The 26,847-nt window shown below is 56.2% G+C and carries 22 protein-coding genes; 17 read left to right on the plus strand and 5 right to left on the minus strand.

Features of this window, described 5'->3' with window-relative positions:
• The first annotated feature begins 4 nt into the window (after positions 1–4).
• From DC28_RS06915 to DC28_RS06935, 5 genes are read left to right on the plus strand one after another with little or no spacing between them, the layout of a single operon-like run.
• Entirely contained in the window at positions 5–952 is a 948-nt protein-coding gene (locus DC28_RS06915) for an ABC transporter permease (RefSeq protein WP_037547198.1), read from the plus strand.
• Entirely contained in the window at positions 949–1,890 is a 942-nt protein-coding gene (locus DC28_RS06920) for an ABC transporter ATP-binding protein (protein ID WP_052078576.1), read from the plus strand. Before DC28_RS06915 ends, DC28_RS06920 begins: the two co-directional genes overlap by 4 nt.
• Positions 1,887–2,675: an ABC transporter ATP-binding protein gene (locus tag DC28_RS06925; RefSeq protein WP_052078577.1), complete on the plus strand. Its 789-nt coding sequence runs from the start codon at positions 1,887–1,889 to the stop codon at positions 2,673–2,675. Before DC28_RS06920 ends, DC28_RS06925 begins: the two co-directional genes overlap by 4 nt.
• 2 nt (positions 2,676–2,677) lie before the next feature.
• The gene (locus DC28_RS06930; RefSeq protein WP_037547201.1) at positions 2,678–4,201 is read left to right on the plus strand and encodes an ABC transporter substrate-binding protein; all 1,524 of its coding nucleotides are present in this window, start codon (positions 2,678–2,680) and stop codon (positions 4,199–4,201) included.
• Positions 4,202–4,212: 11 nt separating this feature from the next.
• The gene (locus DC28_RS06935) at positions 4,213–5,178 is read left to right on the plus strand and encodes an ABC transporter permease (RefSeq protein WP_052078578.1); all 966 of its coding nucleotides are present in this window, start codon (positions 4,213–4,215) and stop codon (positions 5,176–5,178) included.
• Between the two features lie 193 nt (positions 5,179–5,371).
• On the opposite strand, the gene DC28_RS15420 is transcribed toward DC28_RS06935, so the two are convergent.
• Positions 5,372–6,469: a zinc dependent phospholipase C family protein gene (locus DC28_RS15420; RefSeq protein ID WP_052078579.1), complete on the minus strand. Its 1,098-nt coding sequence runs from the start codon at positions 6,467–6,469 to the stop codon at positions 5,372–5,374.
• 164 nt (positions 6,470–6,633) lie between these two features.
• Between DC28_RS15420 and DC28_RS06945 the strand changes: the two genes are divergently transcribed.
• Both DC28_RS06945 and DC28_RS06950 read left to right on the plus strand, forming a co-directional pair.
• Positions 6,634–7,851 (plus strand): acetate kinase, encoded by a 1,218-nt coding sequence (locus DC28_RS06945; RefSeq protein WP_238565784.1) that lies wholly within the window; start codon positions 6,634–6,636, stop codon positions 7,849–7,851.
• Between the two features lie 6 nt (positions 7,852–7,857).
• On the plus strand, positions 7,858–9,513 hold the full coding sequence (locus tag DC28_RS06950) for a DUF2779 domain-containing protein (protein WP_037547203.1): 1,656 nt from the start codon (positions 7,858–7,860) through the stop codon (positions 9,511–9,513).
• A gap of 365 nt (positions 9,514–9,878) precedes the next feature.
• Here DC28_RS06950 and DC28_RS06955 read toward each other — a convergent pair whose 3' ends face one another.
• Positions 9,879–11,795, minus strand: a complete 1,917-nt coding sequence (locus DC28_RS06955) for an AMP-dependent synthetase/ligase (RefSeq protein WP_037547205.1) — start codon at positions 11,793–11,795, stop codon at positions 9,879–9,881.
• Positions 11,796–11,929: 134 nt separating this feature from the next.
• On the opposite strand from DC28_RS06955, the gene DC28_RS06960 reads away from it, so the two are divergent.
• The 5 genes from DC28_RS06960 to DC28_RS15430 all read left to right on the plus strand — a co-directional run bounded on the left by DC28_RS06960 (position 11,930) and on the right by DC28_RS15430 (position 17,048).
• The gene (locus DC28_RS06960; protein WP_037547206.1) at positions 11,930–12,253 is read left to right on the plus strand and encodes a YhbY family RNA-binding protein; all 324 of its coding nucleotides are present in this window, start codon (positions 11,930–11,932) and stop codon (positions 12,251–12,253) included.
• A 234-nt stretch (positions 12,254–12,487) separates the two neighbouring features.
• Positions 12,488–12,904, plus strand: a complete 417-nt coding sequence (locus DC28_RS16215) for a TM1266 family iron-only hydrogenase system putative regulator (protein ID WP_081942032.1) — start codon at positions 12,488–12,490, stop codon at positions 12,902–12,904.
• Between the two features lie 28 nt (positions 12,905–12,932).
• Positions 12,933–14,384 (plus strand): [FeFe] hydrogenase H-cluster radical SAM maturase HydG, encoded by a 1,452-nt coding sequence (gene hydG, locus DC28_RS06970; RefSeq protein WP_037547208.1) that lies wholly within the window; start codon positions 12,933–12,935, stop codon positions 14,382–14,384.
• On the plus strand, positions 14,377–15,654 hold the full coding sequence (locus DC28_RS15425) for a radical SAM protein (protein ID WP_052078582.1): 1,278 nt from the start codon (positions 14,377–14,379) through the stop codon (positions 15,652–15,654). Before hydG ends, DC28_RS15425 begins: the two co-directional genes overlap by 8 nt.
• Entirely contained in the window at positions 15,639–17,048 is a 1,410-nt protein-coding gene (locus tag DC28_RS15430) for a GTPase (RefSeq protein WP_162180205.1), read from the plus strand. Before DC28_RS15425 ends, DC28_RS15430 begins: the two co-directional genes overlap by 16 nt.
• 72 nt (positions 17,049–17,120) lie before the next feature.
• Here the strand turns inward: DC28_RS15430 and DC28_RS15435 are convergent, their stop codons facing one another.
• Positions 17,121–18,071, minus strand: a complete 951-nt coding sequence (locus DC28_RS15435; protein ID WP_052078584.1) for a nitroreductase family protein — start codon at positions 18,069–18,071, stop codon at positions 17,121–17,123.
• Positions 18,072–18,443: 372 nt separating this feature from the next.
• Positions 18,444–20,102 carry a diphosphate--fructose-6-phosphate 1-phosphotransferase gene (locus DC28_RS06990; RefSeq protein ID WP_037547210.1) on the minus strand — a complete coding sequence of 553 codons (1,659 nt, stop codon included), beginning with the start codon at positions 20,100–20,102 and terminating at the stop codon, positions 18,444–18,446.
• Between the two features lie 163 nt (positions 20,103–20,265).
• On the opposite strand from DC28_RS06990, the gene manA reads away from it, so the two are divergent.
• From manA to DC28_RS07015, 5 genes are all read left to right on the plus strand, one after another.
• The gene (manA, locus tag DC28_RS06995; protein WP_052078585.1) at positions 20,266–21,615 is read left to right on the plus strand and encodes a mannose-6-phosphate isomerase, class I; all 1,350 of its coding nucleotides are present in this window, start codon (positions 20,266–20,268) and stop codon (positions 21,613–21,615) included.
• On the plus strand, positions 21,615–22,085 hold the full coding sequence (locus DC28_RS07000; RefSeq protein ID WP_037547212.1) for a YaiI/YqxD family protein: 471 nt from the start codon (positions 21,615–21,617) through the stop codon (positions 22,083–22,085). The genes manA and DC28_RS07000 overlap by 1 nt, the downstream gene beginning before the upstream one ends.
• A gap of 108 nt (positions 22,086–22,193) precedes the next feature.
• Positions 22,194–23,432 (plus strand): FprA family A-type flavoprotein, encoded by a 1,239-nt coding sequence (locus tag DC28_RS07005; protein ID WP_037547213.1) that lies wholly within the window; start codon positions 22,194–22,196, stop codon positions 23,430–23,432.
• Between the two features lie 460 nt (positions 23,433–23,892).
• A complete protein-coding gene (locus tag DC28_RS07010) occupies positions 23,893–24,345 on the plus strand; it encodes an Hsp20/alpha crystallin family protein (RefSeq protein ID WP_037547215.1) in 453 nt (150 codons plus the stop codon).
• 65 nt (positions 24,346–24,410) lie between these two features.
• A complete protein-coding gene (locus tag DC28_RS07015; RefSeq protein WP_037547217.1) occupies positions 24,411–24,797 on the plus strand; it encodes an Hsp20/alpha crystallin family protein in 387 nt (128 codons plus the stop codon).
• 378 nt (positions 24,798–25,175) lie between these two features.
• On the opposite strand, the gene DC28_RS07020 is transcribed toward DC28_RS07015, so the two are convergent.
• Positions 25,176–26,813 carry a putative manganese-dependent inorganic diphosphatase gene (locus DC28_RS07020; protein WP_037547270.1) on the minus strand — a complete coding sequence of 546 codons (1,638 nt, stop codon included), beginning with the start codon at positions 26,811–26,813 and terminating at the stop codon, positions 25,176–25,178.
• Positions 26,814–26,847: the final 34 nt, after the last annotated feature.

Genomic DNA, 26,847 nt, shown 5'->3' on the forward strand with positions numbered 1-26,847 from the left:
GGCCATGATTCGGTCCCTCTCCTGGGGTAGACAGGGGGTTCGGGCGATCCTGCGGCTTGTACTTACCCTGTTTACCGTATCCAGTCTCGTGTTTTTCATTCTCCGCATTATTCCCGGCGATCCGGCCAGGGCAGTTCTCGGTATGCAGGCAGATCAGGCCGCAGTGGAAGAATTCCAAAGCCGCCATGGTTTGGATAAGCCGATTGTCTACCAGTACCTTTCCTGGCTCACCGGGAGCCTTACCCTGGATTTTGGTACGAGCTTTGCCAACGGGCGGCCGGTCTTTCAAGCCATTGCCGGCCGGTTGGGGGTTACGGTTTTTCTGGCCCTGGGCGGAATGGTTTGCGCCCTGGTAATTGCCCTGCCTGGTGGGGTTGCCGGGGCATCCAAGCCCTGGACAGCCAGGGATTCTCTTCTTATGGCGGTGGCCCATGGTATTATGGCCTTTCCCGAATTCTGGATTGCCATGGTACTGGTGTTGGTATTCTCCGTAGGCCTGGGTATACTACCCCTCTTCGGTTCCGGCAGTCCGGCCCATTTTATCTTGCCGATAGTGGCTCTTGGCCTTAACAGAGCACCGGTATTATTCCGGGCGATCCGGGGGGCCCTGATACAGGAGGCGGCGAAACCCTACGTCTTGTTTTATTACGGTGCGGGGGTTTCATCCCGCCGGATTATGTGGCGGTTTTTATTGCCCAATGCCGCCTTAAGCCTGGTGACCATGGCGGCGATTCAGTTCGGGTATCTCTTGGGGGGTGCGGTAATCGTGGAGCAGGTCTTCGCCCTGCCGGGTCTCGGGCGGCTCCTGTTGAGTTCCATCACCGCCAGAGACTTGCCGGTGATCCAGGGCGGGGTGTTTTTGGCCGCGGGGGTCTTTTCCCTGGTGGGTATACTGGCAGATACCCTTCAGGGCTTGTTGTTCCCCCAGTTGAGACGCGGGAGGCAGGGGTGAGGGGTACGCCTGCAGTTTCCTGTGCCAACCTGGAGGTTAGCCTGCCCGAGGGCGGCGCGGCGGTCCGGGGTGTTTCTCTGAGCCTGTACCCCGGGGAGATTCTCGGTATTTTGGGTGAAAGCGGAGCAGGGAAGTCTCTGCTGGCCAGGACCCTCTACGGTCTGAACCGGGTCCTGCCCCAGCTCAGGGTGTCAGGGCAGATTGACCGTCCCCGGGGGCATGCGATGATCTTCCAGGATCCCGGGCAGTTTCTGAATCCCGGTCAGAGTATTCGGGGGCATTTTAACGAGATTTTAAGGGTACGGGGTATACCGAAACACCAATGGAGAGACCGGATCGCCGATCTGTTAGGGTTTGTAAACCTTCCCTCCGATCAGGGTTTTCTCTCCAGTAGGCCTAGTCCGCTCAGCGGAGGTCAACAGCAACGGGTAATGATTGCTCTGGCCATGGCCCAGGAGCCTGAGGTTATTTACGCGGATGAACCGGTGACGGCCCTGGATGGTGTCAGCCGGGATCTCGTACTGGGGTTGCTCCAGCGCCTGGCTCAGGAGCGGCAGGTTGGTATTTTGTTCATCAGTCACGATTTGAAGGCCATTGACGCAATCGCCCACCGGGTTGCAGTGATGTATGCCGGTACGGTAGTGGAAGTGCAGGCAGCGGAAGATTTTTTTACTAACCCGCTTCATCCCTACAGCCGCGATCTACTCCAGGCCCAGCCCCGGATGGATCGCAGGGGCAGGACACTCACCGAGATTCCCGGTGCCATGCCTGAACCCCATGACCAGATAACCGGTTGTCCCTTTGCACCCCGGTGTAAACAGCGCTTTGAACCCTGCACGAAGCTTGTGCCTTGGCTCCAGCATCCTGGCCATTCCAGCGGTGTCGGTACGGGAGCCGAGGTAGCATGTCATCTTTTTGATCCCAGGATTGCCCGATGATGATTCAGGTTTCCCATGTGACCAAGGTCTTCTCTACTCCCGGGGGAGGACGGCGGGTTCTAGCTCTGGATGACGTAAGTTTGGAGGTTCCTCAGGGGGTTTGTTACGGCGTTGTGGGAGAAAGCGGGTCGGGTAAAACAACCCTGGGGCGGATCCTATTAGGACTCCTGATTCCCGAGGATGGTCAGGTGTTGCTCCAGGGGCAGCCGGTTCCCCAAAGCCCCGGGGAGGCCCGGAGGAGCGGGTTTTTTACCCAGGCACAGATGGTTTTTCAGGATACCTTCGGGACCTTGAATCCCTTCATGCAGGTGCAGGACATTCTGCTGGAGCCTCTGAAGAATATGATGGTTCCCCGGGACCAATGGTCAGCCCGGATGCAGCGGGTCTGCGAGCTGGTGGGATTCCCCTGGTCCAAGCGCAAGGATCGGCCCGGCCAACTGTCCGGGGGGCTGAGGCAGCGGTTGAGTATTGCCCGGGCACTGACCCTAGAGCCCTGTGTACTCGTTTTGGATGAACCGGTGGCAAGCCTGGATGTATCTATCCAGGCACGGATATTGAATCTGCTTCAGGAATTGCGGAGGGAACTCGGCTTAACCTATGTATTTATATCCCATGATCTTGATATAATCGAATACATGAGCGATCACATCGGGATTCTCTACCAGGGACGGTTAGTGGAGCAGGGAAGCGCAACGGATATCCTGCAGCGTCCCCAACACGAGTATAGCAAAATCCTGATGGCGACCCAGGCACACCATTATGATTGGTACACCGAGGAGGAATGACAATGAAACGCTGTAACCCACGAATAGTACTAGCTGGATTTCTTTTTTTTGGCAGTATTGGGCTCCTGTTTTCCGGGGGGCGGAATGAGGGAGGAGAGCAGGTGCAGATTTCTCTGGGCCTCTCCGGAAATCCCAGCACCCTGGATCCCCATGCAACCAGCGAAACCCTCACCTTCCAGGTGGTAAAAAGTATCTACGATACCCTGCTGGAACCCAATGAAGAGGGGCGGTTGGTACCTGCTTTGGCTGAATCATGGGATTTCGGCGAGGATAATAAGAGTATTCGCTTTACCCTCCGGAGAGGGGTGACCTTCCATGACGGCAGTGCCATGGATAGCCGGGATGTCAAAGCAAGCCTCGAACGTATCCTCGATCCGGATTTCAACAGCCCGAACCGGCCTGAGTTCGAAGTAATCAGTGAGATTACTACACCCGATCAGCATACCGTGGTTGTGTATCTGTCCGAACCCTCTGCACCCATTCTGTACAGTCTTGCCAGCGGGTGGGCAGCGATTTTGCCCTCCGAGAAGATTGAATCCGGGCATGATTTTGCCCTGCTTCCCCTCGGTACCGGTGCATTCTCCCTGGTGAATTGGAGTCAAGACGATCGAATCACCCTGAAAAAGAATAACGAATATTGGATGGCCGGAAGCCCCCGGGTGGATGAGGTGGTATTCCGAATCGTTCCCGAGCGATCCTTGCAGATTCAGGGGTTGATAAGCGGTGATTTGGATGTGGTGTATCTGGTCGATACCGAGGATCTTGCCTTGCTGGAAGCCAGCGGAGAGGTTTCCATACAACAGAGCCTTTCTTCCCTGGTGTTGGTAATGCCGATGAACCTGTCAGCAGAACCTATGCAGGATAGGCGATTTCGGCAGGCGGTGGCGATGAGTATTGATAAGCAGCAGGTGCTGGATATCGCATACGGGGGCGGAGTGCCGGTGCATACCTTCATGGATGCAGGGAATCCCTTTTTCGCTGATCTTGAAAATCCCTACCCCTACAATCCTCAAGAAGCCCGCCGGCTTTTGGCTGAGATGGGTTACCAGGGACAGCCCGTTGAATTGGTGGTTCCCCAGAATTTTGCACCCCATGTCCGGGCCGGGGAACTGTACCAGGAGATGCTGCGGCAGGTCGGGATCCAGGTGTCCCTTCGGTTAGTGGATTGGAGCTACTGGATCGGCGAGGTCTACGGGAATGCAAACTACCAGATGTCTGTTATCGGGCATACCGGAAAGCTTGATCCCCACGGAATCTTTGCCGGTTACGCCAGGGGAGGCCGGTACGTACGGTGGGAGAATGCTGAGGCCGCTGACCTGATCGATCAAGGAAAACGAGTCCTCGATTTTACATCCCGTCAGGCTATTTACAGCCGGGTCCAGGAGCTGTTCGCCCGGGATCTGCCGTTCTTCTTCCTTGGTTCTTCCAACCGGACTGTAGCGGTACGAAGTGATGTCCGGGGATTCCAGATGACCCCGGTATTGGACACCTTCGACTTCCGGCGGGTTGAGCGGGTTCAGCCCTAGGTTGGGGAGATATGGAGGATAAGAGACGGGATCTGCCTGGGATGCAGGATGAGCCCCGGGAGCGCAAGAAGTCAAATCCCGGGGTTTCCAGTGGCTCCGACAATCCCAGTGGTTCCGGGGCTCTCCGCATCCCCCGGTCCCGAAGCAAAACCGGTAAAAACCGTGTAGCCGCTGCAGGATTAGTAATAACCATTGTAACCCTCTGGCTGACCACGGCGATCTTCGCCGGGGTCCTTGCTCCCTTCGACCCTTGGGAGCAGCATCTGGAGGCCCGGTTCGCCCCCCCGGGAACGGTGGTTCCCGGGACAGCCGGTGAAATCTTTATCCTGGGTACGGATAGTTTGGGGCGGGATATACTGAGCCGCTTGATGCACGGGGCCCGGGCCGCCCTGACTGTCGGTCTGGGTGCCCTGGGGATATCCCTGGTGGTCGGCGGGGTGCTGGGGGGATTAGCCGGCAGTGCGGGCGGCCGGGTTGATGATGCCGTGTCGCTGCTCAGCGATTCGGTGCTGGCTATTCCCACAGTGCTTCTGGCCATTGCCCTGGTATCGGTCCTTGGGTCCGGGCAGGGCCAGATGGTGTTGAGCCTCGGGGTGGTTTTTACGCCGGTCATAACCCGGGTAGTCCGGTCTGAGGTTAGGCTTGCCAATGAGGCGGGCTGGATGCTCGCATCCCGGGTATTAGGTACCCCGGCTCTCCGGGCTTTCTCATCCCATATCGTTCCCCAGGTAGGTCCCGCTGTAGCGATCCAGGCCAGCAGCCTGTTTTCCCTGGCGATTAGCCTGGAGGCTTCCCTTTCTTTTCTGGGGATCGGCTCCCAGCCGCCCCAGGCAAGTTGGGGACTCATGCTCCAAGAAGCTCGGAACTACCTATTAACCCATGGAAATCTGGCCCTGGCTCCCGGACTTTGCCTAGCGACGGTGGTCTTTGCCCTGAACCTACTGGGCGACTTGATTGCCGAGTCCTACAAGCGTTAATTCCGGGACGGAGGGGGAACGAAGCCGTGAGGATGGATACGGAAATCGCGGCCTGCTATCATGAACGTCCTGGGATCCACCGGCAGCCCACGAATCAGCGCAAAGAGTCGGGATCTGCCCTCTCCCTCCACGACCCGCATCACTGGTAGGCCCGCCAGCACCGAACCCTCGATCCCGTGACACCTAACCGATGTTAAACCAGGATTCTCCAGTCATCAGGAATAGGGCCCGTGGCCAAGACCTGAAGCACCTCATGGAAGGGCAGGGGATTCGATTCAGTCAGGGTGCAGAGATGGACTTCCCGGAAGGTATTACGCAGATCAGAATCCCCTATCAGGGGTGCAAGTCCGATGAAGTCTTCCGGGGAATCATGATGCTCCCATAAATTTAGAATATCCGTGAAAATCCGGACTCCCTGGGACACAGCGGTGTTCCATAAATCTCCCAGTCCCATGGTCTTATCCTCACCGATCCCGCAGGGATCGACCCACTGCCGCCCCTGTTCATTGAGAACATCCAACTCCCGGGGGAGGGCCAATGGATGCAGTAAGCCCACCCAACGTAGGGACGAAATTGGTTCCAGCGCTCCTGCCTTCCATTGAGCCCAGCGCTCCCTCTCTGCCTGATCGCAGAACCTGTAAAATCCCATGGTATCCCCGTAGGCATTTCTAATCCGCTGGGGCAGCACCTCGTCCTCCCTGGTCTTGGGGTATACACGGTGTAGTGCTGAAATGAAAAGGGATTCTAATGCCTCTGGCAGGTCATCCCCCAGGTCACAGACCTGGGCGAAGCGGCTCTCCGGTCCCCCGGGCGGGGTTAGTCCGGGGAAGATCCGATGCCCCGTACCCTTGGTACCGGGCGCAAAATCACCCTGAATAGCGTAGGTATCTATGATCCGTTCGAAGAAGGCATGGGCATACCGGTACTGCTGGCTTTCGGGGATGCTTGGTTCGAACCATCCCGAATGATAATTGATGTAGGGATGCAGGTGCCTGTCGAGGATGGCATGGCTGATAAACCCGAGGATATACTGCCCCAGGTGACTGGCGGGTTCCCAGTTTCTCTCCAGGGCAGTAGCCACCAGGGTCGCGCAGAAACTACCGTATCCGCGGCGGTGCATGAGGGAACCCAGGGCAATACCGCTGGGTTTTGTTCTCTGGTTGTGGTAAAACATATCCGGACCCTGGGCTCCCAAGGCGAGCCAGGATGGGGCTGAGGTAACCAGATCGGGACGATGTATAGCATGCAGAATATCGGCTGCAAATTGGGCATGGGCGTACTGGGATGGCATATAAACTAATGTACTATAGGTCTGTACAGATCAGCAACTCCGGTATACAATGTGGCAAAAATCACAGAAAACCGAAAAGATCCGCTCTTTTTTTCCCCTTCTCTGGTGGAAAACTTCAGGTTTTACTCAGATAATAGACAGTACAGAACTATCGGAGGACTATTTTGGCACAAACGAAGGCTATTCTCGTGGTGAATTGCGGCAGCTCGTCGTTGAAGTATGAGGTGTATGAGATGCCCGAGGGCAGAAGCCTGGGCAAAGGTGTTGTGGAACGCATCGGAATGGGTGTGGGAAACATCGACCAGGAATCACCCCGGGGCGAGTACCATCATGAACAGGAAATCAAGGACCATGCAGTGGCCATGGAGTTGGTGCAGAGGGCTCTCATAGATAGTCAGTACGGACTGCTATCTGATCTTGGGCAGGTAGTCGGGGTCGGACACCGGGTGGTACATGGGGGAGAGAGTTACTCCCAGTCTGTGGTTATTGACACCCAGGTTCTGGCAGCGATTAAACAGAATATTGAACTTGCCCCCCTTCATAACCCCGCCAATCTCACAGGAATTCAGGAATCCATGAAGTTCTTCCCGGGCGTACCCCAGGTTGCGGTTTTTGACACCGCCTTCCATCAAACCATTCCCTCCTCATCCTACCTCTACGGTCTTCCCTATGAGTTATACGAGAAGTTTAAGATCCGGAAGTACGGTTTCCACGGCACCAGCCACCGGTATGTAGCAAACGAAGCGGTGCGGTTCCTCAAGCGCGCCATGGAGAATACCAACGTGATTTCCGCCCATCTGGGTAACGGAGCCTCCATTACCGCGGTAGCCCGGGGTAAATCCATCGACACCTCCATGGGGTTCACGCCTCTTGAAGGCCTTGTAATGGGCACCCGGTCCGGAGATATCGACCCTGCCATCATCTTCTATCTCATGGAGCGCGGCTACAGTCCCGAGGAACTGAATACCCTCCTGAATAAAAAAAGCGGACTCTTGGGGCTATCGGGAATAAGCAACGATATGCGGGATGTTCATAAGGCGAGTCTGGAAGGTAATACCCGGGCGGAGTCTGCCTTGGAAGTGTTCGCCCACCGGGTTCGCCGGTATATCGGTGCCTACATGGCCAACCTCGTGAAGGTTGATGCCCTGATCTTTACCGGAGGGGTCGGCCAACATGCCCCGCATATGCGGGAGCGCATCTGTCGACGGTTAGAGAACCTGGGAATTGTCATGGACTATGAAAAAAACCGGGAAAACGGTTCTAAACTAGGGATAATTTCCACCGATTACAGCCCGGTAACCATTCTCGTGGTCCCTACCAACGAGGAACTGCAGATTGCTAAGGATACCTACTCCCTGGTATTCGGTTCTGCCCAGGCATAGTACACCATGAATCTATCGCTCCCCCAGATCAGCCGGGATAACAAACCCTGGCTCGGTCCTGGTTTTGATCAGCTGCTCTGCTTTCAGGATCTGGTGCTGGGGATGCGGTGTATTTACAGCTTGCGTCATCGGCTAGGTCAGCGGGCTATGCAATTGGCCTCGAAGCCGGGCTTAGGCATTACCGAACTGGCCGAGGATGATCTCTGGGAAACCCCGGGGGACATCTCCTCCCTTCACCAACACAACCAAGGCATATTGGTGTATGACAAGGCCCGGGGATTTTTTGACCGGGCCTTTCGTCCTCGGGGGGTAAGCCTTGGCGAGATCGACAGCCAGACCCGATCCTGGCTTTCCTCAGCCGATCCTGGACAGATGCATCACGACGGAATTTTCGGAGCCGGTATTCTAGAGGCGGGACGGTATATTCGGGCCGACTTTCTGCAGCTCGAGAAGGACGGCACCTGGACCCTTACCTTGATAAAATCCGGCGTGAAACTCAAGGAGCGGTATGTTCTTGAGGCCGATTGGATTATTAAGGGATTTCAACGCCTGGGGCTCGCGATCCATCTTGTGAGGGTGTTTCATCCTGATAAAAACTATCAACGGGAAGAATCCCTGGACCTCCAAGGTTTTTTTACCAGCGAAAGTCTCACTTCCCGGGTAAAACATCTGCGTCGAGGCTTCGAAGACCGTGAGCAGGCGGTTCTGCATGACCTGATTCACGCGCCTCAGAACGGAACCTGTCGTCAACCCATGTTCTGCGGATACTGTACAGCTGTGCCGATGCCAGTAACCACCGAGATAAATCCGGATGTGTGTAATCTCTTTCGGGCCGGAGCTGCGGTGCGGCTTCTCCGGGAACAGGGAATTACCAGCATCCTGGATCTTCCTGGGGCCCAGGGTGACGCACGTAGGTACCTAAAACCACGGCATTGGATTCAATACCAGGCATATAAAACCCGAGAGCCTGTGGTAGATTCCCAGGCTCTGGTGCGGTTTTTAGATGGACTTACCTTTCCCTTGTACTGTCTGGATTTTGAATCGATCCATCAGGCTGTCCCCCCCTACCGAGGACTTCACCCCTGGGAACATATGCCCTTTGCCTATTCGGTGTGCAGGGTAGACGATCCTAATACCCTGGAGATAGCTGATTCTCAGGTGTTCATTGCTGACCCGGGAACCGACGGGCGTCCTGAAATGACTACCCGGCTGCGTTCCCTTCTGGGAACCTCCCGGGGTTCAGTACTGGTCTACGGCCAAGAATTTGAACGCTTTGTGCTTCGCCGTTTATCAGCCTTAGATCCGGAGGCGGCTGGGGATCTCCAGGGGATCATGGAACGGATCGTTGACCTGCAAACACCCTTCGCTGAGTTCTGGTACTACCACCCTCTCCAGGGCGGAAAGGTTTCCCTGAAAAACATCCTGCCCCTGTTCTCTTCCCAGACCCTCTACCAGGACCTGGAGGTCCAAAACGGTGCAGATGCAAGCCTGGGATACTATTTTCTCTCCTACAGCGATCAGGCTCCCGACGATCCCGGGCAGCGTCAGCAGCTCGGCCTCGAGTCTGCCCAGGAATTTTTACCCAAACTTGAACTCTATTCCCGGTTAGATACCGAAGGCCTCATAGCGATCCTCCAAGGACTTATGGCCCTGGTCGGCTGAACCCCCGGGTATCCGGGGACTCATGAGCTAATTTGAGCAGTCATTTGCAATTGGAATCCCCGAGAATGGGGAGTGTCTGAAAGGGTTGGGTAGTGCGCAAAAGGTTGTACCATTGCACCCTGGCGACACAACCCCTAGGTGGAATTTTAGGATGCTCCGCTAAATCTGGTGGCGTTTACAACCTTTTGCGCATTATGGAAGGGATGTACCCGGACTCAGCTCATGAGCCCGGGCCGGGTGCGGTCAGAAGTCAACGTTCAAGGATCGGGGGACCGGGGCAACCGTAAATTCGGCATGGAATCCCGGGCTGGAGTAGGAATCTCGTCTTCCCGCCCCCAGCTGTGTGGACCCTGCCCCGATCAGCCTTACTTGAATAACCGATCGATCACATCCTTGTATTGATCGGTAATAACGTGGCGTTTGATATCCTGTTTTCCCGATAGTTCTTTGCCAACCTCAAAGGCCTTGGGAATGACAGCGAATCGGGAGATCTGTTCCCAGGTCCGGAAGCCGTTTTTACTGCTGATAGCATCGTTTATTTCGCTACGCAGCAGGCTGTTGATCTCAGGTGATTCACAAACGCTCTCCCAATCGCTGCAGTCCAGGCCGTTTTCCTTGGCATAGGCGCAGACGGCCTCCTGGTCGGGTACGATCAAGGCCCCGAGGAATTTTTGATCCTGTCCCAGGAGCACCGCGTTATCGATGTAGGGTGATGCCTTCAGGCGGGCCTCAATGGGGGATGGTTCAATATTTTCTCCGCCCATGAGCACTATGGTGTCTTTCGCTCGGCCGCGAATGGCAATCTCGCCGCGGTGGGTCATCATCGCGAGGTCCCCGGTGTTGAGCCAACCATCCTCACCGATCACCTGTTTGGTAAGGTCGGGTCTCTTGTAGTAGCCCATCATCACCTGGTCGCCCTTAACGTACAGGACACCTAACTCACCGGGAGGCAGAACCCTGCCGTCCTCGCTTCGGACCTGAGCAAAGGTGTAGCGCAGGGGACTTCCGATAGTTCCCGCAACCGGGGCCCATTGGGTCCGGACGGAGATTACCGGAGAGCTCTCGGTCAGTCCGTAGCCCTCAAGGAGTAGAATCCCCGCAGCAGAAAAGAAATCATCCACATAGGGGGGGAGAGCCCCGCCCCCGGAGATGCCCGCTACGAATCGGCCGCCTAACCTGGCCCTGATTTTTTTGAATACCAGGGCGGTACCCAAGGCGTGGAGGGGAAGCAGGAGAAGCCAGGGAATCAGGGCGGTGAGGAAGTCCAAGACCCTGCTGCGTTTATTAAAGGTGGGGAACAGGCCCTTGAGTTTGCTTTCCTGTTTTTTATAGGCCTTACCAACGGATACGAAGAACCGGAAGAGCGCCCAGCTGGCACCTCCTTGGCTCTGAAGCTTGCTGTAAATACCGGCCCGCAGGCTCTCCCAAATTCGTGGAACCGAGGCCATCCAGGTGGGGCGGACGGCCTGAAAATCAGCCAGCATGATCCGGCCGATGGGTTTAGAGTAGGCTAGGGCCGTACCGTTGGCTATGGAGATATACTGCATAACCCGTTCGAAACTATGCCAAACCGGGAGAACACAGAGCCAGATATCCCCGGGTTTTATCCCGATCTTATTATCGATGTACAGTGCCTGGCTAAGGAAGTTCCAGTGGCTGATCATAACTCCCTTGGGTTCTCCGGTGGTGCCCGAGGTGAAGATGATGGTTGCCAGATCATCCGGGGTCAGTTCGGCAATGGATGTTTCTATGGCCTTCCGGTGTTTTTCCAGGGTCTTAGATCCGAGGTCTACAACCTCATGAAAATTGTAGGTTTTTATTTCTTTGGGAAGTTCCGGAGCCTTGTCCTTATCATCCGGGGGATCCAGAAGGATGACCGTTTTCAGCTTCGGAAGCTCCGATAGGTGGGGAACTATTTTTTTTAACTGGGCTGTATTCTCAAAAATTGCTGCAGGGGCCTCTACCGTCTTAAGAATGAAAACCATCTCCTGGGGCATGGTATCGCATCCCCGGGGAACATCCGCTGCTCCCAGGGCAAGCAGTCCCAGGTCAGCCAAAAGCCATTCTTTCCGGTTCTCCGAGATAAGCCCCACCAAGCTGCCCTTGCCGAGTCCTAATTCTAAATATCCCGCCGCCACAGTGTACATTTCTTCCACCAGCTGGGGATAACTTGTAGGCTGGAATTCGCCCTGGGTATCTTTGGCATACTGGGCCATCGCCTGGGGCCAGCGCTGAGCATTCTTCTGAAGTAGCTGCGGTATCGAGTATCGTTCCTTATTCATGAACCCTCCTGAGATCGTTTTGAATCCATCTTCCATGGTACCATTCTTTCTGAACCAGGGCAAAAGAATTAGTATTTTGAAGTTCTACTCCGGGGCTTGTGAAAGGCCTTCCGGGGGGTGTAGTATGCCCGGATATGGATTACGATATTTTTTCCTTACAGGGATTCCAACGCAGTTACCTCAAAAAATTGGCCCACCGCCGCAAACCGGTGGTTATGCTCGGCCAGCATGGTCTGAGCCCCGAGGTGCTCAAGGCGGCTGACCAAGCCCTGAACAGCCATGAACTCATCAAGATCAAATTTCAAGATTACAAGGCCGAACGCCGTCCCATCTCCGAAGACCTCGCCCGCCAGCTGGAGGCGCAGTTTGTAAACCTCATCGGTAATATTCTGACCATCTATCGTCAAAATCGTGAGCCGGATCAGCGCATCATCCGACTTCCTCAAAACCGGTCCTAGCCGGGCAGATTCGGCGCCGGGGCCGCGGACTGGCTCTCCGAACCTGGGAAGTGAGGATCTGGGGGGTGGGGTGGGTTCAATCCCTGGCGGGTGGTACGGGCATTAGAATCACTATAAAAATATAGATATAGACATATAGATAAAATACAGGTAGGATAGTGGGGTACCAAACCCTTCGGGCTGGCTGTTTCTGGTCCGCGGGCAAGCTAACCAAACTGATCCTGAGGTGTACCTATGGAGAAGCGAATCGGCGGGGCCTTGATTCTGATTGAACGTCCTGCCTCTGTACCACAACTCAACCAGATTCTCTCGGACCACGGCGGAATAATTCTGGCTCGCCAGGGGCTGCCCCTGACGGACCGGGGATTGCGTATTATTTCTCTGGTTCTTGAAGGAACGAATGATCGAATTGGCTCTCTTGCCGGCAAGGTCGGACGCCTGCCCGGGGTTACCATTAAAACCCTGCTCAGCGCCACGAAGGAGGCACGCCATGGATCACCACCGTCCCGTCCGTCAGACCGGAACCCCGACGAACCCCCGTCAACCGACGCCCCCCCATCATCCGACACCCACTCGTCAACCGAGGGCCGCCCATCATCCGACGACCCCTCATCATCCGACGCCCACCCGTCAACCGAGGGCCCGGGCTAACCCGAAACCTGGCCGGTTCAGCGAGGTCTTGGATTATCCGGCCTTACAATTCCTAGTAGAGAGCTCCCCAGAACCAAGTCCTGACGAGCTGGAGACAATCCTGCAGACGGCTCTGGATTGCCGGGGATTGGATCTGAATCAGGCCGCTAGTTTACTCCAGGTCAGGGATGGCCGGGGTATTGAACGCCTTCTCCAGGTAGCCGGAGAAGTAAAACAGGCAATATACGGCCCCCGAATGGTGCTCTTTGCACCGCTGTATACCTCGAACCATTGCAGTAACGCCTGTAGCTACTGCGGTTTCCGTTCAGATAACACCGCCATGCCTCGGCATCGTCTCTCCGACCAGGAGGTAGATGATCAGGTGCGCTGTCTCCTGGCCCAGGGGCATAAGCGGCTGCTGGTGCTCAACGGCGAGGCCAGGGGGAGCTTTGAAGAAATTCTCCATGTCTTACCCAGGATCTACGCGGTCCGATGGGAGGGCCAGGGGATTCGCCGGATTAATGTGGAGATCGCCCCCCTGGAGGTGGAGCAGTTCCGGCTGCTATCCACCCAGGGCATTGGAACCTACACCTGTTTTCAAGAAACCTACGATTCATCCCTGTACGGACTGTACCATCCCCGGGGGCCGAAGGCTGACTTCGCGTACCGCCTGGATGTGATGGATCGGGCCATGGAGGGTGGGATTCACGATGTGGGAATTGGAGCCCTCTTCGGGCTTGCAGAGTACCGCGCTGAGGTGCTCGCCCTTCTGGAGCATGCCCGGCATCTTGAACAGGTCTGGGGTTGTGGACCCCATACCATTTCCGTGCCAAGGCTCGGGCCGGCTCCGGGAGCGCCCCTGAGCCGTGCGGTTCCCCATTCCGTTTCGGATGATCAGTTTAAGCATTTGGTGGCGGTATTACGCCTGGCTCTACCCTACACCGGGATAATTCTGAGCACCCGGGAATCCTCTACCCTGCGCAGTGAATTGTTCCGCTACGGGGTTAGTCAGGTGAGCGCCGGAAGCAACACTGCTCCAGGAGGCTACCAGAACGCCGTCGGTCAGGGTGAGGAAGAGAGCCGGATGCAGTTCGACCCGAATCATTCAGAGCGTAAGGATCTCATGGGAACGGCCCGGCAGCATGATGATGGCAGTCAGATGCAGTTTGCCCTGGGGGATCACCGCAGTTTAGAGCAGGTCATCGGCGATATGGTTGACCAGGGCTTCGTACCCAGTTTTTGTACGGGGTGTTACCGCCGGGGAAGAGTGGGGCAGGATTTCATGGACCTAGCGAAACCCGGCCTCATACGGGATTATTGTCTGCCTAACGGGCTTACAAGCTTCGCGGAATACCTGGAGGATTTTGCCGGCCCCTCGTTACGGGATCGGGGCTATCAGCTCATCCGATCCCTTGAGACCCAGATTACACCCCGGGGTGCTGAGAACCTCCGGAGAAATCTGGCAGAGATCACCAGGGGGGAGCGGGATGTCTATGTCTAATTCATCTGTTGCGTCTCAGACGCTGCTCCCGGTTTCCGACAATGAAGCCTTGGGGCTCTATGCCCGGAAGGATCCCCGGGAGCTATACCGCAGGGCCGAGCAGCAATGCCTCGAGGTCTTCGGCCCCGGGGTGTATCTCCGGGGGCTCATTGAGTACACCAACTACTGTACCCAGGGCTGTTTATACTGCGGCATTGCCCGGGACCTACCGAACCCTGCAGGTCCTGAACCCGGGGCCGGTGCACGGGATACCGGCAGGCAACCGAAAACCGTATCTCGGGGTGAGTCTACGGACCACCGTGATTCGGCAGATCATCCAACGCCCCGTGAGTTCCCAAATCTTTCTACCCACGGTGCATCCCTGGACAGGTCTTCCCGCGGGGTAGGCGAACACAGGAAGAAGACCCGGATATCCCGCTACCGGTTGGATGAACAGAGGATCATGGAGGTAATCCGCCGGGGCATGGACGCCGGATTGAGGAGCTTTGTACTCCAAGGAGGCGAAGATCCCTCCTGGCAACCCCACCGGCTCTGCCGCCTTGTGGAGACCATAAAAACCGCCATTGCACGATCATCAGCCCCGGATACGGCCCTGACCCTCTCAGCAGGGTGTCTTGCCATTCCGGTGTATCGCCGGCTTGCCGATTCCGGTTTAGACCGCTACCTCCTGCGCTTTGAGACTAGCGATCCCGTACTCTTCTCAAACCTCAGACCCGGCACAAGCCTTACCCGGCGGATCGATACCCTCCGCGCCATTCGCGATGCCGGTCTTGAGGTCGGAAGCGGGTACATGACAGGACTCCCTGGAGAAACTGAAGAAACCCGGATCAATAACGCCCTAGTATGTCGCGACTTGGGTGTAGACATGGTGGGGGTTGGTCCGTTCATCCCTCACCCCGCCACCCCCCTGGGTACCGCGCCACAACAGCCCCTGGAACTTGCCCTGAAGGCTACCGCCCTACTGAGGCTGCTACTCCCCCAGGCAAACATTCCCGCCACCACTGCTGCGGGAACACTGCACCCCCGGGGCCGGGAGGCCATGCTGTGTGCCGGAGCCAATGTCCTCATGCCGAATATCACTCCGGTGGACAAAAAACCCATGTACCAACTCTATCCAGGAAAAATCTGCATCACCGAAAGCGGCTTTGAATGCCTTTCTTGCCTGAGCATCAAAACCCGCACCATCCGCCGGACCCTGGACTACAGCCGGGGAACCAGCCCGGGGTTCACACCCCCAAACCAAGGAGGTCAACCATGTCTGTCTCTATGAGCTCCGTACCCCGCATTGTCATCACCGGGTTATGTAATGCCGGAAAATCCAGCGTATTCAATCTCCTGCTCCAGAGTGAAGTAACCATCGTCCATTCCCAAAAGGGTACCACCACCGATCCGGTAACCCGCCGATGGGAGCTGCCCGGGTTCGGACCGGTAGCCCTGACGGACACCGCCGGGCTGAATGATACCGGCGGACTGGGACTATCCCGCCACCGCACCGCTCTGGACCGCCTGGCTGCTGCGGACCTGGTTCTGATGATCAGCCCGGGGAACCAGCCTCCCCAACCCCGGGAAACTGAAATTCTGAGGCACATTACCGCCCTGGGCAAGCCTTGGATGGCGGTTCTCACCCATGCTGCACGACCTGTTCACCCCAAAAAACTCGCTCTCCTGGAATCCGGCTCCTGGCCGTTTGAACCCCCTGGTGCCCATGGTCCCAATTCGACCGGGCTATCCGGCCCATGGCCGGCTGACCCCCAGAATCCCGCCGGAGATTTGCCGCCGGCGGTTTCGGTACAGCCTCGCACCCCCCATCGGGTACCGGAGGAGGTGCCGCGCTCTTCTTCCGCCCCATTTGGATGCCAATCCGTCATTCAGGTGGATAATCCCACCGGGCAGGGGTATCATCAGGCGGTTCAGGCTCTTCAGCGGTTTTTCTCCCAGGGTGATTCTAATGCCTCCAGCCCCTTGGAGGGATTGCTTGAACCCGGGGACACTATCATCCTCGTTACGCCCCAGGATTCCGGCGCTCCCGCCGGCCGTCTCATCAAACCCCAGGCTGAGACCCTCCGGGATGCCCTGGACCGGGACTGCATGGTGCTGACCCTGGGGGTATCCCGGGTTTCCCAAGCCTACCGGAGGCTCATCCAGAGCGGGGCCGGACCGCGGCTGGTCATTACCGATAGTCAGGCATTTGATCTGGTGAGGGATCAGCTGCCCGATGACCAGCCCCTGACCAGTTTTTCCCTGATTTATGCCAGGATTCGGGGGGATCTGCCGGAGTTCTATAAGGGGATTTCACGCCTTGAATCCCTTAAGGATGGAGACCGAGTCCTCATCTTAGAAAACTGTAAACACCACCGTCAAAACGACGATATCGCCACTCGGCAGATCCCGGCCTTACTCCGCCATTATACCCGGGCTGATCTGGAGTTTTCCTTCAGCCGGCATCTCCACGGTGATGCCAACCCTCGGGACTACGCGTTGGCAGTGCACTGCGGGGGGTGCATGGCGCACCGCCAGGAGATTCTTCGACGTCAGAGGCTGTTTGCCAGGTGCGGTGTGGGTATGACGAACTTCGGGATGGTTCTTGCCCACTGCCGGGGGGGAATCCTTGATCGGGCCATGGCGCCCCTGTTGCCTTGCAGCAGCCCAGAGCGCAGATTGTGACAAATCGGATAGTGTTATCGGGGGGGCGGGTGCCCCGGGATAATCCGGCCCTTCTAGGGTGTCATCGAGTATCTACGCTGGGGTTTCCGGGTGCCCTGGGATAATCCTGGTGACCAGCTTCGACCGGGGCACCCCCCGCCGGTACCGGACTGCGGGATAGCCCAGGGTAAAGACAGAGAATACCCGGTGTCCCCGGGGAAGCTGCAACCTTCTCCGCAGCCCGGGATGGATGGCCAAGGCCCGTACCAGAAACCCGTTGTAGCAGCTGCCCAGGCCCAAGGATTCCCCGTGGAGAACCATGCTATGCCCGAGAATCAAACAATCATCCCTGGATACCGGCAGCCGGGCAGGGGCATGGATACACACCAAGGCAGGAGCGTGGTGGGTGAGGATATCTCGGCCGCCCCGGAAGTACCTATCCATGGATCGGCGGTATCCCTCCAACTGGCGGGTAGTCTTCCTCCCCAGGAGGAGCATCAGGACCCACCGGGTTACCGGGTTTAGTACTATCCTCGCTGCACCGGCGAAAAACTGCATACAGCATCGGGTGAGCTCCTGGACTTCCGCGGTTCCGTCAATAATGGTTATTCCTGCCACCCGGGCATTCGTGCCCGAAGGGGCATAACTCGCCAGGGAAACCAGGCGTTCCATGACCTCGGGTGCAATCCGGCGGTTCTGATACTGCCGGGTGCTGCGACGGGTATACACCAAATTCTCCAGGAATCTGGCTGCCTGGCCCGGTACTTCATCCCTCCTGGGTTCGCCGCCGAAATGAACTCCGGTATCCCTTCCGGGATTCTGCTCACCCGGCCCAACAGGATTTTCAGTCGTCTGGTAGGAATTTATTTCGGAGACCGGCCAAGAAACCGCGGAAACAGGACATACGGCATAACAATGCCCGCAGCGGATGCACAGATCCTCCCGGATAGTATAGGGATCTGGACTGATAGCCTGGGCGACACAATCCTCTCTGCATGCCCCGCAGGACGTACAGACCAGGGTATCTATCTTCGGGTAATCCATGGTTCCTCCTCTCCGGGTCACCTACTGTATCACAGTATTCGCCCGTCGCGCGAGACACTAAAAGATGCCGCCCCCAGACAGGCCGCCCCCGCACTAGCCGCCCCCGCCGGGCTGCCCATAATCCAGCACAATCCTGGGCATTCTCCGGCCCCGGGGAATTTTGCCGCCTCGCGCTGCCACAAAAAAACCACAGCCCGATCCGATGAATTGGGCTGTGGTTGGGATCTCAATTGCTTAGTTCTAGGGTGCACAAAAGACTGTAGCTACCCCAGCTACACCGGTGCGAGCCGGGACCCGGCCTCGGGGCTAGGGTCGCCGGCATGAAACGGTACTACCGTTGGTGCACCTAGACTGCGCTGAAAACGCGGAGGGCTAGGCCTGCTGCTCCAGAACAAGGGTGATGGTAGGCTGGTCGCAAACCTCCCCAGGTCCGTAGTACTGGATCGCACCGGGGAACCGGAAGCTGGTTTCTACCGCCCAGGTATCCCGGTGGGATGCAAAGGTTTTGAAGGGTGCTCCATCCAATTCAACCAAGGCCTTACGAATAACCGGCTTCATGGCACCGTGGCGCTGTTCCATGTTCATCATCATAGTCAGGGGGATTCCACCGGCCACCCACTGATCGGCGGACTTCGACAGGTTCCGTACGCTGGAAAGATAGCCGGTCAGACCATTGGCAATCAGGAGAAAGGCGGTAAATCCCAGGCTGTAGGTATAGTCAGCATCGAAGTTACTGGGGAAGGCGCAGCGGCCCTCATAGCCGAAGAAGTGGGCAAGAGCCTTAAAACTACCCTTGAAGGAACCGGCGGCCTTCATCTGATCAAGACGCTCTCCCACCATCTCGATGAGCAGCTTCTCGGTATCGATGAGGCTAACCTGCACGTTACCGTGGGGATCCCGGTCTGCCATGAGCTGAGCGCGGATTCCCCGGGGCAGACTGCCGAATACCTTGGCGCTGTGGTCGGTCAGCTTCCCGCTCACAAACTCTGCCTGGTCATCGAAGGTTCTCAGGCTGGCGAAATACTCGGCATTGTGGGCAAGCAGGTCGTTCAGTTCCGCGATCAGGATCTTCATCTCGGGTACGAATTCGATCAGACCCTCGGGAATCAGGGCAATACCGAAGTTGTTTCCCTTGGCAGCCCGCTTGGCCACCACATCGGCAATCTCTTCCACAATCTGGGCCAGGCTCTTTTTCTTGGACTCCACCTCTTCGCTGATAATGGCGATGTTGGGCTGGGTCTGGAGAGCGCATTCCAACGCGATATGGCTGGCGCTCCGGCCCATGAGCTTGATGAAGTGCCAGTATTTCTTGGCGCTGTTGGCATCCCGGCCGATGTTTCCAATGAGTTCAGAGTAGGTTTTACAGGCCGTATCGAACCCGAAGCTTGTTTCGATGTATTCATTCTTCAGGTCGCCGTCGATGGTTTTCGGAACCCCGATAACCTGGATGTCCGTACCTTGGGTTTGGAAATACTCCGCCAAAAGGGCGGCGTTGGTATTGGAATCATCACCCCCGATAACCACCACGGCATTGAGCTTCCGCTTTTTGGCGGTTTCCAAGACTGCGGCAAACTGGGCATCGGTCTCAATCTTCGTCCGGCCCGAGCCGATGATGTCAAATCCGCCGGTGTTCCGGTATCGGTCGATGAACTCATCGGTAAACTCCACAGCCTCGTCATCAATCAATCCTGAAGGGCCGCCGAGAAACCCGAAGAGTACGGAATTGGGGTTTGCCTTCTTCAACCCGTCGTAGAGCCCGGTAATAACGTTGTGGCCGCCTGGCGCCTGACCGCCCGATAGGATCACCCCGACACGTAATTCTTTACCTACGTTAGGATTAGCACCCTTTCCGAAGGCTGCGATGGGCTTCCCGTAGGTCTTTGCAAAGAGCTGTTTAAGCTCAGCCTGGTTTGCAATGGATTCGGTGGGATCACCGAAGGACACCGCTATTGCGTCAATAGCTCCGGATAGAGCGGGGGGCAGCTTGGGGGAGTACTCGAGACGAGCCTTCTGCAAAGCTGAAATTTCCATGTAATCTCCTTGTCAATAAATAGGTCATTGGGAATGCCTCATTCTACCGGAAAGCCCTGGCCTGGGCAAGGTTGGGCAGCCTTTGGGGTATTTTGGGGTGATTTTACTGCCATACCATCCGCCGCCCTTTTCTTTTTACGGGCAACCAGGGCATACTAGTCCCATGTTTTGGATTAAGCCCGAAGAAATGTACTATGACTGGGGCAACACTGCCCTGGTGAACCAGTTTTTTGACCTCGGAATCCCCGAAGGTTCTCACCTCGCTGAACTCTGGATGGGCAGCCATCCCCGGGGTCCCAGCCGGATCATGGATCCTGCCACGGGATTACCCCTGGAGGATCTTACCCTTCTTGACCTGCTCCATGCCCATCCCGAGTATTCCGCAGCCCCCCCATCCCCGGAAGGCAGCCGACGGGCCCCTGAATTAGGGGATGATTCGGGGGAACGCCTGCGGAATAATCCGCCCGCCGGTGCCCCAAATCCACTGCCCTTCCTATTCAAGATACTATCTGCAGAAAAGGCCCTCAGTATCCAGGCTCATCCGAGTCTGGAGCAGGCCCGCCAGGGCTGGGAGCGGGAGAACGCCCAGGGGATCGACCCGAATGCCCCCCACCGCAATTACCGGGATCCGAATCACAAACCCGAGTGTATGTACGCCCTCAGCACCTTCTGGGCCCTCCGGGGATTCCGTAATCCCCGGGACATTGCCCGGGATCTGTCGTTTCTCCAAGATAGCTGTCCCGGTATTGTGGAACCCCTTGGCCTTTCCGATCCTGCGAAGGCCCTCTCCGGGTTTCTGACGGCGGTTCTGGAGTGTTCCGGCCGGGATTTAGATCTACTGCTTCAGGAGGTGTCCCGCCAGGCCCGGGAGACCCTGAATGCCCGGGGCATCGATTACACCAGCCAAGACCACCTTGGGACCGCGGATAGGGAATACTGGCCGGCGATCTGGACCCTCCGGCTCATGGACCAGTACCCCGGCGATCCGGGCAGCCTCGCTCCCTTCTATCTGCGGATCTTCCGCTTGGAACCCGGCCAGGCGGTGGTATTGCCCGCCGGGGTACTCCACGCCTACCTCCAGGGCATCGGGCTTGAAGCCATGGCGAATTCCGATAACGTCCTCCGGGCGGGCTGCACCCCCAAACATGTCGACATTCCTGAACTCCTCCGGGTTGTCTCCTTCAACGAGGATACCAGCCGCCCGGTTACCCCAGACCTGGAAACCCCCCTCGGAACCGGGTTTTCAGAGTTTGAGCTGGTGTTGCATGAGAACCGGCTCCCGACCCCGTCCCGTGGCTTCGACAGCGGCCCCAGCGCAGCCATCCTTCTGGGACTTGAGGGGGAGGTGATTCTACGGTATTCCCGGCCGAAGCAGGGTGGCAACCTGCCTGAGGGTTTTGTCCAGGAAATAACCCTGCCCCGGGGCCGGTCGGTGTTTATTCCCCCGGGATCGGGATCAATCGCTGTCTCCGGGCAGGGGCGATTCGCCCGCTGTCTGCAAGGGTCGCGGTGATGCCTTGGCAGGGATGTATTTTTATTGATGGTGATTCCTGTCCGCGCCAGGTGAGGGAATTGATTCTCCGGACAGCGGACCGCCGGTCCCTCCGGGTCGTCCTGGTATCCGACCGGCCCCTGCCTGCCGGGTCTATTCCTGGGGTAACCTGCGTAGTTGTACCCCGGCAAGAGGATGCTGCGGATTCTTACATTCAGGAGCACGCCCAGCCCGGCGATCTGATTATAACCCAGGACATCCCCCTGGCGGCCCGTCTCGTGGAGGACGACCGGTTGGTCCTGAATCATTTGGGAGTGGAGTATACCCGGGAGAATGTTCAAGCCCGGCTCCTCCAGCGGAATACCATGGCGGAGATGCGCCTTCTGGGACTCGCCGGGGAGGGGGGAAGGCGCTTTGGTGCCAGGGAGCTCAAGGGGTTTGCAGATGCCTTCGATCGGATCCTGACGCGTTTGAATCACCCTAATAAATGACGATAGGCCTCAGGCTGATATTTCACCGGGGCAGGTTTGACTTGAAGATCCGGATCAAAGCGGATACATTAGTAATGTGCTTATAATTTTAGAGGAGAGTAATGGTTCATGCATGTAACAGAGGTAACTGACGGAATATTTCGGCTTTCGGCGAATGCCAAGGACATCCTGTTCGAGGGAATTTGGCCTATTCCTAACGGAGTTTCCATGAACTCCTACATCGTTAAGGGTGAAAAGGTAGCGATTGTCGATGGTGTTTGCGGCTGGGATGGAGTACCCGAGACCCTTTTTACACAGCTTGATCAGATGAAGATCAAGGCTGAGGATATCGACTATGTCATTATTAACCACCATGAGCCCGATCATTCCGGGTGGCTTGATGATTTTAAGAAGATACGCAAGGATTTTCAGATTATTACCAGCGTAAAGGGCGAGGCCCTCCTGGAGGCCTTCTACGAGATAACCGACAATATTCGGACGGTCAAGACCGGGGATACCCTGGATCTCGGTGACGGCCGGGTTCTGGCCTTCGCTGATATTCCCAATGTGCACTGGCCCGAGACCATGGCAACCTTCGACACCAAGAGCGGTACCCTTCTGCCCTGCGATGCCTTCGGGAGTTTTGGGGCCATTACCGATGCGCCCTACGATGACCAGCTATCCGATGAACAGATTGAGTTTTTCGAGCAGGAGGCTGTCCGCTACTATGCCAATATCGTAGCCGCCTTCAGCCTTCCCACCAGTAAGGCCATCAAGGTGGTGGAGGGGCTTCCGGTAAAGATAATCGCACCCGGCCACGGAATCGTGTGGCGGAAGAATCCCCAGAAGATTGTTGATGATTATAAGCGGTATGCATCCTACTCCAAGGGACCGGCAAAGGAAGAGGTGACGGTCATCTGGGGTTCCATGTACGGCATGACCGAACAGGGAGTACGGCCGGTCATCGAGGGACTCCAGGAGGGGGGAGTGGTTGTTCATGAGCACCGGGTACCTGAAAGTCCCCTGGGCGATATTCTTGCCAGCGTCTGGACCAGTACCGGGGTGGTATTGGCTATGCCTACCTATGAATATAAAATGTTTCCCCCCATGGCGGCGGTCCTGGACGAGCTCGGAAAGAAGAAGGTTCTGAACCGGAAGGCCTTCCGGTTCGGTTCCTACGGTTGGAGCGGCGGTGCTCAGAAGGAGCTGGATGAGATTACCCAACGGCTTAAAATGAACTGGGATTTCCTTGAACCAGTGGAGTTTAAGGGTAAGCCCAGCCCTCAGGAATTGGATCTCATCAAACAACGGGGGCGGGAACTGGCTGAAGCCGTGAAATCCCTGGTTGCCGACGCCCCCGGCGCCTGAAGTCACCCCGGGGCTCTCTGAGAAGCAGCCCGCCGGGCATCATATCTACTTCGAACCTGGCGTTTTCAGGGACTGACGCCTATGTCGTTTTGAAACGCAGCACCCCGTCACCACCGGCGGGGTGTTTCATTTTGCGCCACTCTTGGGGCTTCTATCGGTCCCCTGTGGCGCACTATGGCCCCCATGAATGGTGATTGATATCTCTCGCCCGCGCAATGGAGGCGGTTCATGGAAGCCGGATTCGGTATGGTTTGCTATTCAGTAACTAATTATAATGTAATAAGATACAAAAATCCCTCTCTACGCTGTTTATGGTTTTTAGGAACCTTCCGATCTGCGCCTCTTCAGTTGGCACGCTTCTTGCAAATTTATTAACGGGATGGTTGGCATTGGAACCAGCCGAAACCCGTTCTGAGTTTCAGAACTACCAGATTACTGCCTCGATGTAAGGAGGGTATCTATGAACCTTGTACGACGAACCAAAGACCCCTGGAATCCCGCCAGAGACTTCCAGGAACTACAGGAACAGATCAATAGTCTGTTTGATTTCGGCTATCCGGAGATGTCCGGCTTGTTCGACCGGCATCTGAGTCCTCCAGTGGACATCCTAGAGGAGGATGAGGGGTTCCTCGTAACCGTGGATGTTCCCGGGGTTGATAAAGAGGATCTTGATATTGCCATTACCCGGAACATTCTGACGGTCAAGGGAATAAAACACGCGGAATCAAAGCAGAAGAACCGAAAGAGCTACCGGAGCGAGAGCTGGAGCGGAAGCTTCCAGCGTACCCTGAGTCTTCCTGAATCAGTGGACCCGGATAAGGTTGAAGCCCAGCTGAAGAACGGGGTGTTGTCCATCCGGGTAGCGAAACGGGAGGAGCTAAAACCCCGGCAGATCGCCATCCAGGTACGGTAGATAGAGAGCTGTCCGGGGGGCATTGCGACCCCCGGTCATCCAATCTAGTGGAAGGAGGATACACTATGGCCAACAAGATTGTTAAACAGGACACCAGCCCGAAGGATGCTCGTACAGATACATCCCGACGGATGATTAATCCCCTGGCTGATATCTGTGAGGAAGAGGGGAGTGTATTGGTCCGGCTTGAGATGCCGGGCGTCGAAAAGGCTGATCTCGATATTCAGGTGGAGGGAAGCCAGCTGCGGATTCAGGCTGAAAAGCCCCAGGACGAGCGACCCCAGGGGCGCTATGTTCTACGCGAACGTCCCGTTGGAAGGTATAGCAAAACCTACACCTTGGATGAAACCATCGATCCGGAGAAGATTACTGCCTCCATGAGCAGAGGGGTGCTTACTCTGGAGCTGGGTATGAAAGAAGCGGTTAAGCCCCGGAAAATCCAGATTTCTTAGGGTCGGCCCCGGGATGGTTCCGTACCACTTCCCAGCAGAACTGAAAAAGGTTCCGGTGTTCCCGGAACCTTTTTTGGTGCACAAAAAAAATGCCTAGTGCGCAAAAGGTTGTAACATTGTACCCTGGCGACACTACCACATACGTGAACGTATGGATTACTCTGCTATATCGGTGTCGTTTACAGCCTTTTGCACACTACAAAAAACCGTAGAGGTTCTTTCAAAGCGGGATTTAAACGAACCGTGCACCGGACAACCTCCGGGGGTGCACGAGGCTAACTCCGGACCGGCTCCGGATCGACACCAGGCTCACTCCGGACTAACTCCGGGTAGAGCCGCCGATCCCGAAGGATCGTCCCGGCTTCATACGAGGTTTTCTCACTTACTCTGATCTTCCAAAACCCGGAGAATCTCCGGCAACACCTGTTTTTTTCGGGAGAGAATCTGGGGTAAAAAGAAGATACCTTCGTCCAACCGCTGGTATAGTAACCCGCCCTCTAGTTGATCAGGCCCCTGGCTCACCAGATAGCTATCCTGTTTCATAACATCGGTAATTAGCAACATCGTCCAGTCCAGATGTTTTTCCTTGGCCACGGATGCGAGAGCTTCCTGAAAGCCCGAAACAAGCTCCTGTACCCCTTCGAGACTGATTACCTCTACCTGGCCGATTCCCACGGATTTTCCAAACTGTGAATAGGTCTTGAAATCCGCCAGGACAACCTCCCGGGGGTCGCGTTCTTCCAAGGCCTTTAATTGGCTGAACATCTCCTTGGCGTATTCATCGGGATTTAAACCGGTCACTGCTGCAAGCTCCTGGAGGGCTGTCGCATCTTCGGAAGTGGCGGTAGGGCTCTTCATATTAACCGTATCGCTGATGATACCCGAAAAGAGGAGTAGGGCGATGTGGGGCGGCATGTAGATGCCGTGCATCTTGAAGTGTTGAAATACAATGGTAGAACTGGACCCAACTGGTTTGCTGGCGATATAAATAGGCATCAGGGTTTTTTCCGCCCCGAAGCGGTGATGGTCAATAATCTCAACAATCCGTGCTTCATCAGCCCCCGTTATGCTTTGGTGGATTTCGTTGTGATCCACCATAATAAGGTCCTTCACCGGTTTTTCAATGAAGGAACGCCGGGTGACAATGCCGATAAAACGGTCACCCTCGAATACCGGCAAACCCCGATGTTCCGAGTCCATAAGAAGATGCTTTGCCTCCTCGAAACCCATATCCTGTTGGACCTTGGGAAGGGATTTATTGGCTATGGTGTACACCGGTACGCTCATCCGCAGTAGCCGTATTGACTCGGCCGTATCGGCATTGGACAAGAAAACGGTACCCGGATACGCCGAGATGTCCACCGAGAGTTGATCCGGATCATCCAGTCCGGTAATCACGATGGCGGGCAGTTCATTTTCGATGGCATGTTGGAGGATTTTCTGCCGGTTGCCCACCACCAGAATGGGTTTGGTCATGAGATCGTTCATTCGTGTAAGATACACGTCGAAGGGCATGGCCCCGGTCATAATCGGTGCCTTAAAACTATGTTCGGCCCCGCGCTTGAGAAACACCCCGGGAATTACATGGGGAATGTTGTCCACCAAGAACTCGTGCATGGGCCGACCCATACTTGACTGGCTCACCAGGTAGCTTGAGACCTCGTTTACCGAAATAGAGCCAACATAATCCTCGTCCTTTAATATGGGCAGTAAACTGATGTTTTCCTGGTAGAAGATCCGTGCCGCCTCGAGAATGGGGCTTTCCGGTTTCAGGGCCATATACTCGGTTTTAACCACATCCCCCACGGTGGCGTATAGATTTTTATACAGCTCAGGAGGAGCAATGTTGGCTTTCTTAAATGCCGCCTTGGTTTGATCATTCAAGGCTCCGCAACGGATCGGAATAAAGGTTCTTGAATTGTCCAACTTTGCCTTTAGGTAGGCATAACTATAGGAAGCCACGGTGCAATCCATATCGGGATTGATGTGGCCGGTTACGTACACAGGTTGTTTCATTGGGCCATAGTACCCTGAAAACCCCGGGATCGAA

It is taken from the genome of Spirochaeta lutea, assembly GCF_000758165.1.
Taxonomy (GTDB): domain Bacteria; phylum Spirochaetota; class Spirochaetia; order DSM-27196; family Salinispiraceae; genus Spirochaeta_D; species Spirochaeta_D lutea.